General features: G+C 59.6%; 18 protein-coding genes. 11 read left to right on the top strand and 7 right to left on the bottom strand.

Annotated features, from left to right (window positions below; translation table 11 throughout):
• Positions 1–24: 24 nt before the first annotated feature.
• The 5 genes from urtE to urtA all read right to left on the bottom strand — a co-directional run bounded on the left by urtE (position 25) and on the right by urtA (position 5,988).
• Positions 25–720, bottom strand: coding sequence for an urea ABC transporter ATP-binding subunit UrtE (gene urtE / locus ACR0CR_RS17795; RefSeq protein ID WP_480601718.1), 696 nt, complete (start codon positions 718–720; stop codon positions 25–27).
• 3 nt (positions 721–723) lie between these two features.
• Positions 724–1,464, bottom strand: coding sequence for an urea ABC transporter ATP-binding protein UrtD (gene urtD / locus ACR0CR_RS17790; protein WP_480601716.1), 741 nt, complete (start codon positions 1,462–1,464; stop codon positions 724–726).
• Positions 1,461–2,690, bottom strand: coding sequence for an urea ABC transporter permease subunit UrtC (urtC, locus tag ACR0CR_RS17785; protein WP_480601713.1), 1,230 nt, complete (start codon positions 2,688–2,690; stop codon positions 1,461–1,463). Before urtC ends, urtD begins: the two co-directional genes overlap by 4 nt.
• Positions 2,691–2,693: 3 nt before the next feature.
• Positions 2,694–4,646 (bottom strand): urea ABC transporter permease subunit UrtB, encoded by a 1,953-nt coding sequence (urtB, locus tag ACR0CR_RS17780; protein ID WP_480601712.1) that lies wholly within the window; start codon positions 4,644–4,646, stop codon positions 2,694–2,696.
• 61 nt (positions 4,647–4,707) lie between these two features.
• A complete protein-coding gene (gene urtA / locus ACR0CR_RS17775) occupies positions 4,708–5,988 on the bottom strand; it encodes an urea ABC transporter substrate-binding protein (RefSeq protein WP_480601710.1) in 1,281 nt (426 codons plus the stop codon).
• 361 nt (positions 5,989–6,349) lie between these two features.
• Here urtA and ACR0CR_RS17770 point away from each other — a divergent pair, with 361 nt between their 5' ends.
• The 9 genes from ACR0CR_RS17770 to ureG all read left to right on the top strand — a co-directional run bounded on the left by ACR0CR_RS17770 (position 6,350) and on the right by ureG (position 11,804).
• Complete coding sequence (locus ACR0CR_RS17770; RefSeq protein ID WP_480601709.1) at positions 6,350–7,204, top strand: urease accessory protein UreD; 855 nt, start codon at positions 6,350–6,352, stop codon at positions 7,202–7,204.
• A gap of 1 nt (position 7,205) precedes the next feature.
• A complete protein-coding gene (locus ACR0CR_RS17765; RefSeq protein WP_152460019.1) occupies positions 7,206–7,508 on the top strand; it encodes an urease subunit gamma in 303 nt (100 codons plus the stop codon).
• 15 nt (positions 7,509–7,523) lie between these two features.
• On the top strand, positions 7,524–7,685 hold the full coding sequence (locus ACR0CR_RS17760; RefSeq protein WP_480601708.1) for a peptidase M23: 162 nt from the start codon (positions 7,524–7,526) through the stop codon (positions 7,683–7,685).
• Positions 7,682–7,987 (top strand): urease subunit beta, encoded by a 306-nt coding sequence (locus tag ACR0CR_RS17755; RefSeq protein ID WP_480601705.1) that lies wholly within the window; start codon positions 7,682–7,684, stop codon positions 7,985–7,987. The genes ACR0CR_RS17760 and ACR0CR_RS17755 overlap by 4 nt, the downstream gene beginning before the upstream one ends.
• The gene (gene ureC, locus ACR0CR_RS17750; protein WP_480601702.1) at positions 7,987–9,696 is read left to right on the top strand and encodes an urease subunit alpha; all 1,710 of its coding nucleotides are present in this window, start codon (positions 7,987–7,989) and stop codon (positions 9,694–9,696) included. The genes ACR0CR_RS17755 and ureC overlap by 1 nt, the downstream gene beginning before the upstream one ends.
• 121 nt (positions 9,697–9,817) lie before the next feature.
• Positions 9,818–10,042 carry a hypothetical protein gene (locus tag ACR0CR_RS17745; RefSeq protein WP_480601701.1) on the top strand — a complete coding sequence of 75 codons (225 nt, stop codon included), beginning with the start codon at positions 9,818–9,820 and terminating at the stop codon, positions 10,040–10,042.
• A gap of 28 nt (positions 10,043–10,070) precedes the next feature.
• On the top strand, positions 10,071–10,523 hold the full coding sequence (locus ACR0CR_RS17740; RefSeq protein ID WP_480601700.1) for an urease accessory protein UreE: 453 nt from the start codon (positions 10,071–10,073) through the stop codon (positions 10,521–10,523).
• Positions 10,489–11,160, top strand: a complete 672-nt coding sequence (locus ACR0CR_RS17735) for an urease accessory protein UreF (RefSeq protein WP_480601699.1) — start codon at positions 10,489–10,491, stop codon at positions 11,158–11,160. Before ACR0CR_RS17740 ends, ACR0CR_RS17735 begins: the two co-directional genes overlap by 35 nt.
• Positions 11,157–11,804: an urease accessory protein UreG gene (gene ureG / locus ACR0CR_RS17730; RefSeq protein ID WP_480601696.1), complete on the top strand. Its 648-nt coding sequence runs from the start codon at positions 11,157–11,159 to the stop codon at positions 11,802–11,804. Before ACR0CR_RS17735 ends, ureG begins: the two co-directional genes overlap by 4 nt.
• 1 nt (position 11,805) lies before the next feature.
• Here ureG and ACR0CR_RS17725 read toward each other — a convergent pair whose 3' ends face one another.
• Positions 11,806–13,113: a GH1 family beta-glucosidase gene (locus ACR0CR_RS17725; protein ID WP_480601756.1), complete on the bottom strand. Its 1,308-nt coding sequence runs from the start codon at positions 13,111–13,113 to the stop codon at positions 11,806–11,808.
• Position 13,114: 1 nt separating this feature from the next.
• A complete protein-coding gene (locus tag ACR0CR_RS17720) occupies positions 13,115–14,146 on the bottom strand; it encodes a LacI family DNA-binding transcriptional regulator (protein WP_480601694.1) in 1,032 nt (343 codons plus the stop codon).
• Positions 14,147–14,361: 215 nt separating this feature from the next.
• Here ACR0CR_RS17720 and ACR0CR_RS17715 point away from each other — a divergent pair, with 215 nt between their 5' ends.
• Both ACR0CR_RS17715 and ACR0CR_RS17710 read left to right on the top strand, forming a co-directional pair.
• A complete protein-coding gene (locus tag ACR0CR_RS17715) occupies positions 14,362–15,630 on the top strand; it encodes an ABC transporter substrate-binding protein (protein ID WP_480601691.1) in 1,269 nt (422 codons plus the stop codon).
• Positions 15,631–15,697: 67 nt separating this feature from the next.
• Positions 15,698–16,705 carry a carbohydrate ABC transporter permease gene (locus tag ACR0CR_RS17710; protein WP_480601688.1) on the top strand — a complete coding sequence of 336 codons (1,008 nt, stop codon included), beginning with the start codon at positions 15,698–15,700 and terminating at the stop codon, positions 16,703–16,705.
• The last annotated feature ends 3 nt before the right edge of the window (positions 16,706–16,708 follow it).

The following is a 16,708-nucleotide window of genomic DNA, read 5'->3' as shown; positions in this document are numbered from 1 at the left end:
CTGCGAACCGGCGGTCCTTTCGCGTTACACGGTAACGCCTTGCAGTACCTGATCGCGGGACAGGTCAGATTTGGTGCCCTGCATCAGAATCTCGCCGCGTCGTAGCACAACAAATTGATCGGCCAGATCATAGGCAAAGTCGAAGTACTGCTCGACCAGCACAATCGCCATTTTACCCTTGGTTCTGAGATGACGAATAACCTCTCCGATCTGCTGGATGATGTTGGGCTGTATGCCCTCGGTGGGTTCGTCCAACAACAACAGCCGGGGCTTGGTGATCAGCGCGCGGGCAATGGCCAATTGCTGTTGCTGGCCACCGGACAGGTCGCCTCCGCGTCGGTTCTGCATTTGCTTGAGCACCGGGAAAAGTTCGAATATCTCGTCGGGGATGAAGTGTTCGCTGGCAGGCAGGCAAGCGAACCCCGTCTCAAGGTTTTCGCGCACGGTCAGCAGCGGAAAAATCTCACGCCCTTGCGGAACATAAGCCACGCCCTTCCACGCCATCTTGTGAGCGGGCAGCGGAGGCAGATCTTCGCCGTTCAGTTGCACCTCGCCGCCCGACCGGGGATGCGTGCCCGAGATTGCCTTGATCAGGCTGGTTTTCCCGACGCCGTTGGTGCCCATGACACAGGTCACCTCGCCCTGCGCCGCCTCCATCGAGATACCATAGAGGATTTGCGAATGCCCGTAATGCAGGGTCAGATCGTTCAGTTTCAGCATCGACTAGCGCCCCAGATAGACGTCGATGACGTCCTGATTTGATGTCACATGGTCCAGAGTTCCCTCGGCCAGAACCGAACCTTCGTGCAGCACCGTGACCTTGCAGTTCAGGCGGCGAACGAACTCCATATCGTGTTCCACCACCACCACGGCGCGGGTCTTGGCGGCCTGCACCAGCAGATCGGTGGTGTGTTCGCGTTCCTGCGGCGTCATCCCGGCGGCGGGTTCATCGACCAGCAAAAGGCGCGGTTCCTGCGCCAGCAACATACCGATCTCAAGCCATTGCTTTTGCCCATGGCTGAGTTCTCCCGACTTTCGGGTCAACTCGTCCTTGAGGCCGATCTCGGCGGCCAGGTCTTCGACTTTCTCCAGATCACCCTTTGAAGGGCGATAGAACAGGACACCCAGCCAGCCCCGTTTGTTCTTCAGCGCCATCAGCAGGTTTTCCTGCACGGTCTGGTCCTCGAACACGGTGGGTTTCTGGAACTTCCGCCCGATGCCGGCCTGCGCGATCTTGGCCTCGCTCATGCGCAGCAGGGATATGGATTTTTCACCCCAGATCACGCGCCCTTCGTCGGGTCGAGTCTTGCCGGTGACGATATCCATGAAAGTGGTCTTGCCCGCCCCGTTCGGCCCGATCACTGCACGCAATTCCGCATTGCCGATCTGGAAGGACAGGTTGTTGATGGCGCGGAACCCGTCGAAGGTGACCGAAACGCCGCTGACCTCTAGCAGAGTGCTCATTCCGTGGCTTCCTTTTCCCGCAACGCGCTTTCATCGGGCCCGAGGGCCGCGCCGTGGCGCTGTGGCGCGCGGCGGTTGGACCAGAGGTCGAACAGCCCGCCGATCCCTTGCGGAGCGAACAGTGTGACCAACACGAAGGACACGCCCAGCAGCACCTGCCACCAGTCGACCCATTTGATTGTGTAAAACCCAAGCGGGATATCCGGGGCTTGCCCGCCGGTGAACCATGTGCTCAGCAGACTGACGAACGCCGCGCCGATGACCGCTCCGTAAAGGCGGCCGCGCCCGCCGATGGCGACCCAGACGGCCAGATAGATCGAAGCGATCGGGGCCATCTCCTCGGGGTTGATGATGCCCGCCTGCGGGTAATACAGCGCGCCCGCGATGGCTGCGATACAGGCGGTAAGGGTGAAAACGGCCAGCTTGTAAACCTCAACCGAGTAACCAAGGAACCGCACCCGCGCCTCGTTATCGCGGATGCCGCGGATGACCGAGCCGAATTTGCCTGACACCACCCACGCCGCCAGCATGTATCCCAAGCCAAGTGCCAGCGCCGAGGCCCAAAGGAACCAGATCGACACTACGTCCTGTGAGGCGGTGACGCCGGGCAGGTTCTGCAATCCCGACAGGCCATTGTTGCCGCGCAAACCGCTGTCGTTCTGGAACAGGTACAAAGCCAGCGCCAAGGTCATGGCTTGGGTCAGGATCGACAGGTAGACGCCCGTGACCCGGCTGCGGAAGGCCAGCCACCCGAAGATCAGCGCCAGAAGTCCGGGCACCAAAACGACCAGTATCAGTTGCAAGGTCAGGCTATGGGAAAAGGCCCAGATCGGCGGGAAGTCCGATGATCCGACCACGCCGAAGATCTGTGTTCCGATGGCGTCCACGACCTCGGACGGGGTTGGCGGGACATCGGCTTGCGACAGTGACTCGACCACGATCAGGCGGGTGCGTTCGTACATCAACCACATGCCGATCATGTAGCCGCCCAGCCCGAAGAAGGCGAAATGCCCCAGCGAAAGGATGCCGGTGAAGCCCCAGACCAGATCCATCGCCACCGCGATCAGGCACAGGCACAGGGTCTTGCCCAACGTCTTGACGAAACTGGTTGAGATCACGCCAATTCCGAACCCTTCGGACAGGACGGTCACACCCAGTGTGAACAGGGACAGGATGGCCAGAAAAACCAGCACCGATGGGTTTTTGGCAACAAAGCTGCGTTCCATGGTTCAATCCCCCGCCGCGCGGCCTTTGAGGGCGATAATGCCCCTTGGCCGGAACTGGATGAAGATAATGATGAAGATGATCATGTAGGTCTGCGCCGCGAGGGTGTTCGACGGGTTCATCCACTCGATCCCCTTTTGCAGAAAGCCGATCATGCCTGCCCCTGCCAGCGCGCCCCAGATATTGCCGACACCGCCGACAACCACGGTCATGAAGCTTTGCACGATATAGTCGCTGCCCAGATCGGACGTCACCTTGGCGAACAGACCAATCGCAACCCCGGCGATCCCCGCAATGCCAGAGCCCAGCCCAAAGGTCAGCATGTTCACACGCCCCGGATTGATGCCCATCGACCCGGCCATGCGCGGGTTCTGCGTCACCGCGCGCATCTCAAGCCCCAACCGCGTGCGTTTCATGATGTAAAGAAACAGCCCAAGAAAGACCATCGCCAGCGCGAAGATCGCGATGCGGATATAGCTGATCGAGACCACATCGTTCAGCACCCATGCTCCGTCCAGCCAGCCGGGTGCGGTTAGCGGGCGGGCCTGCGTGCCGAAGATGTTCTTGGCCAGCTGTTGGAGCGCAATCGAGATGCCGAACGTCGCCAACAGAGTCTCCAACGGACGCGCATACAGCCAACGGATCACTAACCGCTCCATCGCGACGCCCATGGCGAAGGTGACCGCAAAGGCCATCGGGATGGCGACGATGATCGACAGCGTATGGTCGGGGATGAACTGCTGCACCACATAGCCGGTATAGGCCCCCATCATGATGAATTCGCCATGGGCCATGTTGATCACGCCCATCACACCAAAGGTGATCGCCAGACCGATTGCGGCGAGGAAATAGATCGAGGCCAGTGAGATCGCGTCCAACGTTAGATCGAGCGTTTGGTTCAGGCCGACCTTCAACTCGATCTGATCCAGTGCTTTTGCGGCAGCAGTGGTCACTTCGGGCGAAAGCTCGGCATAGGTTTCAAAGAACACATGTGAACCCAGCGCCGCGTCGATGTCAGCCTGCGTGTTCAAGGCCGGGACGGCTCCGGTCTCGGCCAGCGCCGCATAAGCCTGCGCGCGAGCAGCGTCGGAGTTCAATTGCGCGACCGGAACACCACCCACGCGGCCTCCGTCGATATTGGCGGCCAATGCCGCGCGGATATCATCGGGTGAAACACGCGGCGCGGCCAGATCGCTGGCAACCAGCAGGTCATAGGCTGCGTCACGCGACAGGTCATCCGAGCCCGGTTGCAGAACACCGGCGATATTCACATCCGAAGGCAGGTCTGTCGCCGTCTGCAGCTTGGTCACGACCAGAGGGTTCAGTGCCGCGCGGACGTCCACCCCCAGATCATCAGACATTTCCTCAATCGCGGCCACGCGCGCGGCGGTATCGGTGTCATAGCCAATGGTCAGCAACCGTTCCAACCGCTGTTTCTGCGCCTTCAAATCCGCGTCGGGTTCGTCTTCGATCGACGCGCGCAGCGGCTCAAGCAGAGCGCCTTCGGGATCGCGTTCGATAGACTGCAACGCGGCCAGACGTTTTGCACGATCCGGGTCAGACAACTGGAATTGCACCAGCGCCGTGCCGATCATTGCACGGATGCCGCTATTGGGTTTCAGTTGCTTCAGGTCGGACTTCTCAAATGTGCCGACCACCTCTCCGGTATCGAAATCGGTCAACTCATAGGACCGCCCTTCGCCCTTCTTGCCGGCGAAGAACAGGCCGTCGGACTTGCGCATCCACACGTTTTTGGCGGCCCAAGTCTCAAGCATCACCTGCGCCTGCGGCAACCCGCTGCTGGCAATCGCGTCAATCGCAGGCCCGATCGTCTTGCGCGAGCTTTTGGCGATGATCTCCTGATGCTCTTGCAGGATCGGCTGCAGACCGGCCTCTTGCGCGTTGGCGGTCAGGCAGGCGCACAGAATTGCGAGGCCCGCAAGGAATAGTCGTAACATGTGGTGAAACCCGAGTGTCTTTGAGGGCAAGGCGGGCGATCACACCCGCCTTGCGTGTCGTTTAGTAATTCGACAGCGTCTGAACGCAGGTCTTGGTCTCGGTGTTGTACATACCGCAGCCCAGTTCTTTCCAATCCGAGATCAGAACCGCCGATTCCGGCAGGAAATCGGTCCAGGCGTCGCCCGGCACAACCTCGGTTTCGCTGATGATATCGAACTGGCCGTCTTCCTGAATCTCACCAATCAGAACCGGTTTGGCCAGGTGGTGGTTCGGCAGCATCACGGCAGTGCCACCGGTCAGGTTCGGGAATTCCTGCCCGTACATCGCCGCGCGCACATCGTCGACTTCGGTCGAGCCCGCCTCGGTTGCGGCGTTCACCCACATGTTGAAGCCGATGTAATGCGCCTCCATCGGGTCATTGGTCACGCGCTCGTCGCCCATGGTGGCTTTCCATGTTTCGACGAATTCAGCATTCGCATCGGTATCTGCCGACTGGAAATAGTTCCACGCGGCCAGATGACCCACGAGGTTCGCGGTGTCCAGACCCGACAGCTCTTCTTCTCCGACCGAGAAGGCCACGACCGGAATGTCGTCTGCCGAAACGCCAGCAGCGGCCAGTTCCTTGTAGAAGCCAATGTTGGCGTCACCGTTGATGGTCGAGATCACGCCGACCTTCTTGCCATCCGCACCCAGCGCAACCACGTCGGCCACGATCTTGGACCAGTCGGAATGACCAAAGGGGGTGTAGTTGACGAAGATATCCTCGTCCGAGATACCTTTGCCCTTCAGGTAGCTTTCCAGAATGTTGTTGGTGGTCCGCGGGTAGACATAGTCAGTACCGAGCAGAGCGAACTTTTCGACGCCGAGTTCATCAAGGAAATAGTCAGTCGCAGGGATTGCTTGCTGGTTCGGCGCGGCGCCGGTGTAGAACACGTTCTTCGAGGATTCTTCACCTTCGTATTGAACCGGATAGAACAGCAGCCCGTTCAGTTCTTCGATGACTGGCAGAACCGATTTACGGCTTACGGACGTCCAGTTGCCGAAGATCACATCCACCTCGTGCACGGTCAGCAGCTCGCGCGCTTTTTCCGCAAACAGCGGCCAGTCGGATGCGGGGTCGACCACAACCGCCTCAAGCTGCTTGCCCAGTAGGCCGCCCTTGGCGTTTTGCTGGTCGATCAGCATCAGCATGGTGTCTTTCAGTGTGGTTTCCGAGATCGCCATGGTGCCGGACAGCGAGTGCAGGACGCCGACCTTGATGGTGTCTTCGGCTGACAGAGCAGCCGTGGCCATGGCTGCGAAGACCGCAGAACCTGCGAGCGTGGACTTGAGAGATTTCATGTAATCCTCCTGGCGAGGTCGGCACAGAAGTCTTGCGTTGCAACGCCGTCTCCTTCTACCTGATCCCCGCAACTGTTGTTGCGTTATCGTGTGGCGGTTGTGTCCGAGGTCCAATTCGCGCAGCCGTCACACACCCTCGGGGGTCGTCCCCGTGGCGGGCATCCACACGGTTTCTGCATCGCAGAGAATTTGGCAATTGGTTGGCAGATCATTTCCTACGATTGGTGTGATTTGTTTAATTTTCAGGCAGTCGTTAACGCATTCGCTTAAAAATTAATCCAATCCACCGGAAAGCCACCCAAATCGGATGCCGAAGAATAGAGTTCCGACCCCCAAACGGTGAAACAGGCGGCACAACCAAGTGATCCGCAGGTGCGCCATTACACATCATGCCTCGATATTGCCCACGCAGGCCGCGACACCGCCGCGCGCACAGGGTGCGATTCGGCTGAGTGCCAAACGATTGGGCAAAGCCTCGGTTCTGGATGGGTTTCGGCAGTCGGGCTCGTTCAAGTGCCTGTTCCCGCGCACCGATGGCAACGCGCTGGACGCGGTGCTATTGAACACTGCAGGTGGGATCACCGGAGGCGATAGTTTCCGCCTTGCCGGCCACGCGGGCGAAGACACCACCCTGACGCTGACCACCCAGGCCTGTGAGCGCGCGTACAAGGCCAAGCCCGGCCCCTCGGGTCATATCGTGAACCATCTGAGCGTCGCGCCGGGCGCGCGGCTGAACTGGCTGCCGCAGGAAACCATTCTGTTCGATGGCAGCGCGCTGGATCGCCGGTTGCAAATCGACCTCGCCCCGGATGCCACTGCGCTGATGGTTGAACCGTTGGTTTTTGGCCGCATGGCGATGGGCGAGACCCTGACCGATATCCGCCTGCGCGACCGGATTGAGATTGTCCGCGATGGTATCCCTTTGTTTCTCGATGCGATGCAGTTCACCGGTGATCTGCATGCCCATCTCGCCAATCCGCATATTGCAGGCGGTGCAGGGGCGATGGCGCTGGTCGCTTTTGTCTCGCCCACTGCCGAAGGCCAGCTTGGCCCTGTCCGCGATATGTTGCCCATAACCGCCGCAGCCTCGCTGATCCAGGACGATCTGCTGGTGATCCGGGTGCTGGCCGAGAACAGCTATACCCTCCGCCGCACGCTGATGCCGGTGCTGCAGCGGCTGAACAATGACACGCTTCCCCGATGCTGGATGATCTGACATGAACCTGACCCCCCGAGAAAAAGACAAACTGCTGGTCGCCATGGCCGCCGAGGTTGCCCGCAAGCGGCTGGCGCGCGGCGTCAAGCTGAACCACCCCGAGGCGATCGCGCTGATCACCGACGCCGTGGTCGAAGGCGCGCGCGACGGCCGCTCGGTGGCTGACATGATGCAAGCCGGGGCCGAGGTGATCACCCGCGCCCAATGCATGGAGGGCGTGCCCGAGATGATCCACGAGGTTCAGGTCGAAGCCACCTTCCCCGATGGCACCAAGCTGGTGACCGTCCACAATCCTATTCGCTAACAAAGGAACACTGAGATGACCCGTATGCTTTTCCCCGCCCTGATCCTCGCCGGTCCCGCAGCGGCCCACAACGGCACCCATATCCACGCGCATGGCTCGGATTATGCCACTTTGGGGGTTGGTCTTGCCGTTGTCGCACTGGCCGCCATCGCATTGATGGTAAAGCTGAACAAATGATCCCCGGCGAGCTGTTCCCCGCCGAGGGCAAGATCACCCTGAACGCAAGTGCCGAGGCGATCACCCTGATGGTCGCCAATACCGGCGACCGCCCGGTTCAGGTCGGCTCGCACTATCATTTTGCCGAAACCAACCCGGCGCTGGATTTCGACCGCGCCGCCGCGCACGGGCTGCGTCTGGACATCGCGCCGGGCACTGCCGTTCGGTTCGAACCCGGTCAGGCGCGTGAGGTCTTGCTGATCCCGATCGGAGGCGCGCGCAAGGTTTATGGGTTCAATCAAAAGGTCATGGGGTCGCTCTGATGCCAGCAACAATCAAACGTTCTGACTATGCCGCCATGTTCGGTCCCACCAAGGGCGACAAGCTGCGGCTGGCCGATACCGATCTGGTCATCGAGGTTGAACGTGACCTGACCACCTATGGTGAAGAGGTCAAATTCGGCGGCGGCAAGGTGATCCGTGACGGGATGGGGCAGTCTCAGGCCACGCGGGCCGAGGGGGCCGTGGATACGGTCATAACCAATGCGCTGATCGTGGATCACTCGGGCATCTACAAGGCCGATGTCGGTCTGAAAGACGGACGCATCGCCAAGATCGGCAAGGCCGGGAACCCCGATACCCAACCCGGCGTCGATATCATCATCGGCCCCGGCACTGAGGCCATCGCGGGCGAGGGGCGCATCCTTACCGCAGGAGGCTTCGACAGCCATATCCACTTTATCTGCCCGCAACAGATCGAGGATGCTTTGCATTCCGGCCTGACCACCATGTTGGGCGGCGGGACGGGCCCTGCGCATGGCACTCTGGCCACCACCTGCACGCCCGGGCCTTGGCATATCGGGCGGATGTTGCAGGCAGCGGATGCGTTCCCGATGAATCTGGCATTTGCGGGTAAGGGCAACGCCTCGCTGCCCGCCGCGCTGGAAGAACAGGTCAACGCGGGGGCCTGCGCCCTGAAACTGCACGAGGATTGGGGGACGACCCCCGCCGCCATCGACTGCTGCCTCTCGGTGGCCGATGCGATGGATGTGCAGGTCATGATCCACACCGACACGTTGAACGAATCCGGCTTTGTGGAAAACACCGTTGCTTCCATGAAAGGCCGCACCATCCACGCTTTCCATACCGAAGGCGCGGGCGGCGGCCATGCCCCGGACATCATCAAGATCTGTGGTGAAAACCACGTTCTGCCGTCTTCGACCAACCCCACGCGCCCCTTCACCGTGAACACGGTCGAAGAGCATCTGGATATGCTGATGGTGTGCCACCACCTCGACAAATCCATTCCCGAGGACGTGGCCTTTGCCGAAAGCCGTATCCGGCGCGAAACCATCGCGGCAGAAGACATCCTGCATGATATGGGCGCATTCTCGATCATCGCCTCGGACAGTCAGGCCATGGGCCGGGTCGGAGAGGTTCTGATCCGCACCTGGCAAACCGCCGACAAGATGAAGAAACAACGCGGCCGCCTGCCCGAGGAAACCGGCGAGAACGACAATATGCGCGTGCGCCGCTATATCGCAAAATACACGATCAACCCGGCGATTGCGCATGGCCTGAGCCATCAGATTGGCAGTATCGAGGAAGGCAAACGCGCTGACCTTGTTCTGTGGAATCCGGCGTTCTTTGGGGTGAAGCCCGAGATGGTTCTGCTGGGCGGCACCATTGCATGTGCGCAGATGGGCGACCCCAATGCCTCGATCCCGACACCGCAGCCGGTCTATAGCCGACCGATGTTCGGGGCTTATGGGCGGTCAGTGGAACACTCGGCGATCACCTTTGTCTCGGGCGCGGCGCAGGCTGCAGGGATTGGTGATTCACTGGGGCTGGCGAAACAAACAGTTGCGGTGCAGAACACCCGCAATATCGGCAAGCGGGACTTGCTGCTCAACAACGCTACACCCGAGGTCGAAGTTGACCCCGAAACCTATGAAGTGCGCGCCGATGGTGAATTGCTGACCTGTCAACCGGCCGAGGTTCTGCCGATGGCGCAGCGGTACTTTATGTTCTGACCAAAATTTGCGCTGCGTTGCGGCATATGCAACGCGGCCATGACCAAAAACCCACTACTCAGTGAGGATGATATGACACCATATGATTGCCATGGGAGGACCAACGTTCACGAGGGTCCAAATGGCACATTCAGTACATCACGCACAAGCGGGCTTTTCGCTGCCCGGCTTGATCTCATCCATCGGGTCGTCGATCTATGCGTTCCTGATCAAAATGGCCGAGGCACAATCGCGGGTTCAGCAGGTCGAATATCTGCACGCGCTCAGCGACGAAGAACTGCAAAAACGCGGATTGACGCGCGACCGCATCGTGCATCGCGTCTTCGCGGATTCCATCTGGCTCTGACGCCATCTCGCACAAAGAGGGCAGGCCAATGACCGTCCTCTTGTCGACAGCACGTCAGTATTCAGACCACACACATGGTGATCCCGCAGATCAACTGTCGTTGACCTACGAAGATCGGTTCTTGCGCCGCAAAGTCCTGACCTGTGACAGCGGTGAACAGATTCTGGTCGATCTGACACAGACAACTTCGCTTGATCATGGCGGGGCGCTGGTGCTGGATGATGGGCGCGAAGTCGTTATTCAGGCCGCGCCTGAGGCTCTGCTGGAAGTCACCGCCCCGGATCTGACACGCATCGCCTGGCATATCGGAAATCGCCATACGCCGTGTCAGGTCGAAGCTGACCGCCTGCTGATCCAAATCGATCACGTCATCCGCGACATGTTGCTGAAGCTCGGTGCGACGGTTCGGGACGTATGCGAGCCATTCACGCCAGAAGGCGGAGCCTATGGCCACGGCAGGACCCATGGTCACGCCCACTGACACAGATATTCTGACACTTACGCAGTGGTTTTCGCCCGCTTACCCGGTGGGTGGGTTCGCGTATTCGCACGGTTTGGAATGGGCGATTGAAAGCGGCGGTGTCACAAATGCGGTGCAGACAGGTGAGTGGATTGCGGATGTTGTCGCGCACGGCTCGGGGCGCAATGATTGTATCTTTCTGGCTGCGGCGTATGCGGCCGAAACCCCCGAAAGGCTGTTCGCAATAGATCAAACCGCGCGCGCGTTCTGCGCGTCTTCCGAGCGGCTGATGGAAACACGGCTGCTGGGCGAGGCGTTCAGTGGCGTGACCGCCGAAGTCTGGGCATTGGACAATCAAACCCTGACTTACCCGGTCGCAGTGGGCTATGCCGCGAAACTGCGCGGCTTGCCTTTGCCCCTTACGGCGCAGATGTTCCTGCAGGCGTTTATGTCCAACCTAGTCGCCTGCGCGACCCGCCTGGTGCCTTTGGGCCAGACGGAAGGTCAGCGGCTGATCCGAGACATGACGTCTCGGTGCCAACGCGTGGCGTCCGAGGCGCTGGGCGAAGACTTGAATGACCTAGGATCGACCGCGTTTCTGTCCGACATCGCGTCGATGAAACATGAAACTCAATATTCAAGGATGTTCCGAACATGAGCAGCATGAACGGCCCTCTGCGCGTGGGCATTGGCGGCCCCGTTGGCGCAGGTAAAACCACACTGACCGCAGCATTGTCCGAAGCTCTGCGTGACAAGGTTTCGGTCGGCGTGATCACCAACGATATCTACACGCGCGAAGACGCCGAGGCCTTGATGCGGATGCAGATTCTGCCGCAGGATCGGATTATTGGCGTGGAAACAGGGGGTTGCCCACACACAGCGATCCGCGAGGACGCCTCGATCAACCTGGCTGCGGTGGCCGAGATGCAGGCGCGTCATCCCGATCTGGATGTGGTGCTGATCGAAAGCGGTGGCGATAACCTGTCGGCCACGTTCAGCCCGGAACTGGCGGATGTGACGCTCTATGTGATCGACGTCGCGGCCGGAGAGGAAATCCCGCGCAAGGGTGGCCCGGCCATCACCAAATCGGACGTGCTGATCATCAACAAAACCGATCTGGCCCCGCATGTCGGCGCGTCGCTTGAAGTTATGCAGCGTGACGCCACCAAAATGCGAAGTGGACGCCCGTTTGTGTTCACCTCGCTACGTCATCGGCAGGGTGTGGCCGAGATCGTAGACCTGTTGGCTCAGATTGGCGGATTGAACGTCGCGCCGGACCCGGCAGCGCTGGCGGGTGAATAAATCAGGACGCCAATGCTGATTTCAGGGCGTGGTACGACGCTTTGGGGGTCCGCTCCAGGGTGTCGAAATCCACGTCCACCAGGCCAAACCGTTTTTCATACCCCAACGCCCACTCGTAATTGTCGAGCAGCGACCAGATGAAATAGCCTTTGACTGGCACGCCCTGATCCAGCGCGTGCTGGACCTCGGTCAGGTGCTGGTTGAGGTAATCGATGCGGTCATCATCCTGCTGCCGCTCGGGGCTGGCCATGCCGTTTTCCGTGACAAAGATCGGCAAGTCTCCGGTGTATTCCTGCTTGGCACGGATTAGAAATCGAGACAGTGCGGCGGGTTCGATCTCCCACCCCATCTGGGTTTTTGGCAGCGGGCCGGGGACCTCTTTGTAGCTGGGCCACGGCGTATCAGCGGGCGCAATAAGTTTGCGGGTGTAATAGTTCAGGCCGCACCAGTCGACCGGAGTTCCAATGGTGTCAAAATCGCCCTGCCAGCCGGTTGGAAGATGGGGCTCCAACCCCTCCAACACATTCGCTGGATAGGCTTTGTTGAACACACCGCCCAGGAAAAAGCGGTTGTAGACGCCGTCATACAGCGCCGCCGTTCTCTGCGCCTCGTCGCTGTCATCGGCGGGTTCGGCCCATTCCAGATTGAACACCGCGCCAAGGTTGCCCATCCCCAACCCGCGCATGGTTTCGATCGCTCGGCCATGGGCCAGCAGAACGTGATGCATCGCCCGCGCGGTGGCGCGAATGTCGCGCAGGCCGGGGGCGTGGTGGCCGTCGAAATGGCTCAGCCAACTGACACACCACGGCTCGTTGATCGGGGCGACGCTGTACATGCGGTCGCCGATGCGCCCCATGATCACTTCGGTGAAATCCGCAAACCATCCAGCGATGTCGCGATTGCGCCAGCCCCCCAGATCGGCCAGCGGCGACGGCAATTCCCAATGGTAAAGCGTCGCGCAGGGCTTGATGCCGCGCTCCAACAGCGCGTCAGTCAGCCGGTCGTAATAGTCCAGACCGTCCTGATTGACGGCACCGCGCCCCTCAGGCAGTATCCGCGCCCAACTTGTTGAAAAGCGGTAGCAATCCAGCCCAGCATCCCGGATCAGGTCAAAATCCTGTTCGAACCGGTGATAGTGGTCGCAGGCCAGATCACCATTTTCGGCATTGACCACATTGCCCGGAGTGGCGGCGAAACTGTCCCAATGAGTCCGCCCCGCGCCACCCTGCGCATGTCCTTCGATTTGATAGGCCGAGGTTGCGACGCCGAACAGAAAACCGTCTGGAAAATCACTGCGTTTGTATTTCATGTCAGGACCTTTGTGGGGCAGGGCCGGTGGAACTTCCGACGACCAGTTCAGCTTCGAGAAGGAGGGTTTTGGGCGGGTCATTGGGGTTATTGATCCGCTCAATCAGCATTTCCGCAGCCAGCTCTCCGGCATGTCTGACCGAGGATCGCGTGGCGGTGAAAATCGGCACATCCATGCCGTTGCGCATATAAGACAGCTCATCGTCGTGGGCGATAACCGAAACATCGCGCCCCATCCGCAGACCGCGCTCGTCAATCGCGCGCCGCACACCGACAGCCGCGATGATGGACGACGCCAGAATAGCCGTGGGGGGATCATCCAGATCAAGCATTTCACTGGTGGTCCGGTGGCCGTATATCTCGGTCATTTCCGCGCTGCGCAGCAGCTGAGGATCAACCGGCAGTCCCGCTTGCTCCAGCGCGGTGACATACCCGTTGCGGCGGCGCTGGGCGAAATCCATGTCTTCCAGCCCGTTGATCAGTGCAATGCGGCGGTGGCCGAGATCAATCAGGAACTGCGTGGCACGTTCAAAGGACCGCTGATTGTTGACGTCGATCCAGTCATAGGGCTCCTCGACGCCCGTTGAGCGGCCATGAACGATAAAGGGAACGCCCATACGCGAAAGGACCGAAATTCGAGGTTCATTAACCTTAGGACCCTGCAGGACGACTCCGTCTACGGCGCCGCGACTGAACAGGCTGCGATACGCCTCTTCGATGGATGTATCGGCGGCATGGGTGAACATCATGTCATAATTGTTCTCGCCGTACTTCTGCACCGCGCCGGCAACGAAATCCCCAAAGATCGGATTCACCATCTCATGAGTCGATGAGCTGGGAATCACATGTCCGATGACCATCGAGCGCCCTGTGGCCAGCCCTTTGGCGCGGCTGTTGGGGCGGTAGCCGTGCTGATCCGCGGCCGCCTGAACCCGTAGCCGCGTCTTCTCATTCACCTCGGGATACCCGTTCAGCGCACGGCTGACCGTGGTCTGCGAGAGCCCAAGAATTTCTGAGAGTTGCTTGAGATTCATGTCTTTCAAAGCGCCTTCAAAAATTCACCTTGCTAAGGAATGAGGGCATATTTCGTCTCCGTAAATTTCATGGGCGCTTACTGCTGGTATATTAATAATATTGGGGTTTGGAAACTCTTTATTGACAGAACTTGAATGTTAGCGGATAAAGTCGGTCATTCAAAGCGCTTTGAAAATTGAGTCTCATGCGCGTGAAAACTTTGGGAGGATACTTCATGAAACACTCGCTTTACGCAGGTGCGGCCACGTTCGCCCTGATGGCGGGCGCGGCGCAGGCCGACAAGGTCACCGTGTTCGGTCCGTGGCTGGGGCCGGATCAGGAAAATGTCGAAAAGGTGCTGGATGGCTTTGCTGCCGCAACCGGACATGAGTACGCCTATGTCGGCTCGGACAGTTTCGAACAACAGATCCGCATCGACGCCGAGGCGGGCTCGGCTCCGAACGTTGCGGTCTTCCCACAGCCAGGTCTGGCCGCTGACATGGCCAAGTCCGGGTTCCTGACGCCTTTGGGGGATGGCACAGCGGATTGGATTCGGGACAACTATGCTGCCGGTCAGTCATGGGTCGATCTGGGGACGTACCCCGGCGCGGACGGTGCAGATCACCTTTATGGATTTTTCTACAAAGTCGATGTGAAGTCGCTGGTTTGGTATGTGCCGGAAAACTTCGAGGATGCCGGTTACGAAGTGCCAACCACCATGGAAGAACTCAAGGCGCTGACAGATCAGATCGTGGCGGATGGCGAAACGCCATGGTGCATCGGTCTGGGTTCCGGTGGCGCAACTGGCTGGCCCGCGACCGACTGGGTCGAAGACATGATGCTGCGCACGCAATCGCCCGAGGATTATGATGCATGGGTCGCCAATGAGATGAAGTTCAACGACCCCAAAGTCATTGCGGCCATCGAAGAATTCGGAGCGTTCGCCCGCAATGATGACTACGTTGCCGGTGGCGCGGGCGCGGTCGCCACAACCGATTTCCGCGATAGCCCCAAGGGCATGTTCAGCTCACCACCGCAGTGCTATCTGCACCGTCAAGCCTCGTTCATTCCGGCTTTCTTCCCGGAAGGCACTGTCGTTGGTGAAGACGCAGATTTTTTCTACTTCCCGGCATATGAAAGCAAGGATCTGGGTAGCCCGGTGCTGGGTGCAGGAACGCTCTGGGCGATCACCAATGACAGCCCCGGCGCGCATGCTCTGATCGAGTATCTTCAAACGCCCGAGGCGCATGAGACCTGGATGCAGCTGACCGGCTTCCTGACCCCGCATAAGGGCGTAGATACCTCGCTGTTCTCTGACCCGACCTTGAAGAAGATGAACGACATTCTTCTGGGCGCGACCACGTTCCGGTTTGACGGGTCTGACCTGATGCCGGGTGGTGTCGGAGCAGGTACGTTCTGGACCGGAATGGTCGACTATACCGGAGGAACTTCGGCTGAAGAAGTTGCCGACGAAATCCAATCCTCCTGGGACGCGCTGGACTAAGCGCCCCTGACCCGGGCAACCCGCAAAGCCGGGTTGCCCCACCCCATCGTCGCAAGGGAGACGCGGCATGCATCCGGCATTGCAGGGCCTGCTGACCATCGCCATCGGCGTGTCAGGTTGTGTGGGCTATTTCTACCTTTCCAACCAGTTTCTGGACCGCGTCCTGTTCCCGGCAAAGGGCCCGAACGCTGGACGCAATATCAACCGCGCCAATATGATCCGGCCTTGGCTGTTCCTGTTTCCAGCGCTGGCCGCCCTGGGTCTGTATCTGGCCTATCCGGTCGTTGAAACGCTGCGCCTGTCGCTGACGAACCGCATTCCGGGCGGTGGTTATGAATGGGCCGGACTGGAGAACTACATCCAGATGGCCAACGAGCCCAAGTTCTGGGAAGCCATGCGCAACAACATGTTCTGGCTGATCATTGTACCTGCGATGTCCACCGCTCTGGGGTTGCTGGTGGCGCAACTGACCGATCGCATCCGCTGGGGCAATGTCGCCAAGTCCCTGATCTTCATGCCGATGGCGATTTCCTTTGTGGGTGCCTCGGTGATCTGGAAATTGGTCTATGACACCCGCCCTGCCGAGCAGGATCAGATCGGCATGCTGAACGCGCTGTATATCTTCTTTGGCGGGACGGACGCACAGACATGGCTGACCATCCCGTTCTGGAACAGTTTCTTCCTGATGGTCGTCCTGATCTGGATTCAGACCGGGTTCGCCATGGTGATCCTGTCCGCCGCGTTACGCGGCATCCCCGAGGAAACCATCGAGGCAGCCATTCTGGACGGCGCCAACCCATTCCAGATTTTCTTCCGCATCAAGGTGCCGCAAATCAAAACCACCATTCTGGTTGTCTGGACCACGATCACCATCACCGTGCTCAAGGTCTTTGACATCGTCTTCGCCATGACCAACGGCCAGTGGGAGACGCAGGTTCTGGCCAACTACATGTACGACAAACTGTTCCGCGCCAATGACTGGGGCGTGGGGTCCGCCTCGGCCATGGTGATCATGTTGCTGGTTACGCCAATTCTGGTCTGGAACGTGCGCAACGCGCGCAAAGAGATGGAGTGAGGC

Source organism: Ruegeria sp. AM2, assembly GCF_056540685.1.
This window is presented reverse-complemented; position numbering and strand designations above follow the sequence as displayed.

Bases quoted from the DNA above. Each gene is read 5' to 3' on its own strand.
- urtE (WP_480601718.1), bottom strand. From the start codon at position 720: ATGCTGAAACTGAACGATCTGACCCTGCATTACGGGCATTCGCAAATC.
- urtD (WP_480601716.1), bottom strand. From the start codon at position 1,464: ATGAGCACTCTGCTAGAGGTCAGCGGCGTTTCGGTCACCTTCGACGGG.
- urtC (WP_480601713.1), bottom strand. From the start codon at position 2,690: ATGGAACGCAGCTTTGTTGCCAAAAACCCATCGGTGCTGGTTTTTCTG.
- urtB (WP_480601712.1), bottom strand. From the start codon at position 4,646: ATGTTACGACTATTCCTTGCGGGCCTCGCAATTCTGTGCGCCTGCCTG.
- urtA (WP_480601710.1), bottom strand. From the start codon at position 5,988: ATGAAATCTCTCAAGTCCACGCTCGCAGGTTCTGCGGTCTTCGCAGCC.
- ACR0CR_RS17765 (WP_152460019.1), top strand. From the start codon at position 7,206: ATGAACCTGACCCCCCGAGAAAAAGACAAACTGCTGGTCGCCATGGCC.
- ACR0CR_RS17760 (WP_480601708.1), top strand. From the start codon at position 7,524: ATGACCCGTATGCTTTTCCCCGCCCTGATCCTCGCCGGTCCCGCAGCG.
- ACR0CR_RS17755 (WP_480601705.1), top strand. From the start codon at position 7,682: ATGATCCCCGGCGAGCTGTTCCCCGCCGAGGGCAAGATCACCCTGAAC.
- ureC (WP_480601702.1), top strand. From the start codon at position 7,987: ATGCCAGCAACAATCAAACGTTCTGACTATGCCGCCATGTTCGGTCCC.
- ACR0CR_RS17745 (WP_480601701.1), top strand. From the start codon at position 9,818: ATGGCACATTCAGTACATCACGCACAAGCGGGCTTTTCGCTGCCCGGC.
- ACR0CR_RS17740 (WP_480601700.1), top strand. From the start codon at position 10,071: ATGACCGTCCTCTTGTCGACAGCACGTCAGTATTCAGACCACACACAT.
- ACR0CR_RS17735 (WP_480601699.1), top strand. From the start codon at position 10,489: ATGGCCACGGCAGGACCCATGGTCACGCCCACTGACACAGATATTCTG.
- ureG (WP_480601696.1), top strand. From the start codon at position 11,157: ATGAGCAGCATGAACGGCCCTCTGCGCGTGGGCATTGGCGGCCCCGTT.
- ACR0CR_RS17725 (WP_480601756.1), bottom strand. From the start codon at position 13,113: ATGAAATACAAACGCAGTGATTTTCCAGACGGTTTTCTGTTCGGCGTC.
- ACR0CR_RS17720 (WP_480601694.1), bottom strand. From the start codon at position 14,146: ATGAATCTCAAGCAACTCTCAGAAATTCTTGGGCTCTCGCAGACCACG.
- ACR0CR_RS17715 (WP_480601691.1), top strand. From the start codon at position 14,362: ATGAAACACTCGCTTTACGCAGGTGCGGCCACGTTCGCCCTGATGGCG.
- ACR0CR_RS17710 (WP_480601688.1), top strand. From the start codon at position 15,698: ATGCATCCGGCATTGCAGGGCCTGCTGACCATCGCCATCGGCGTGTCA.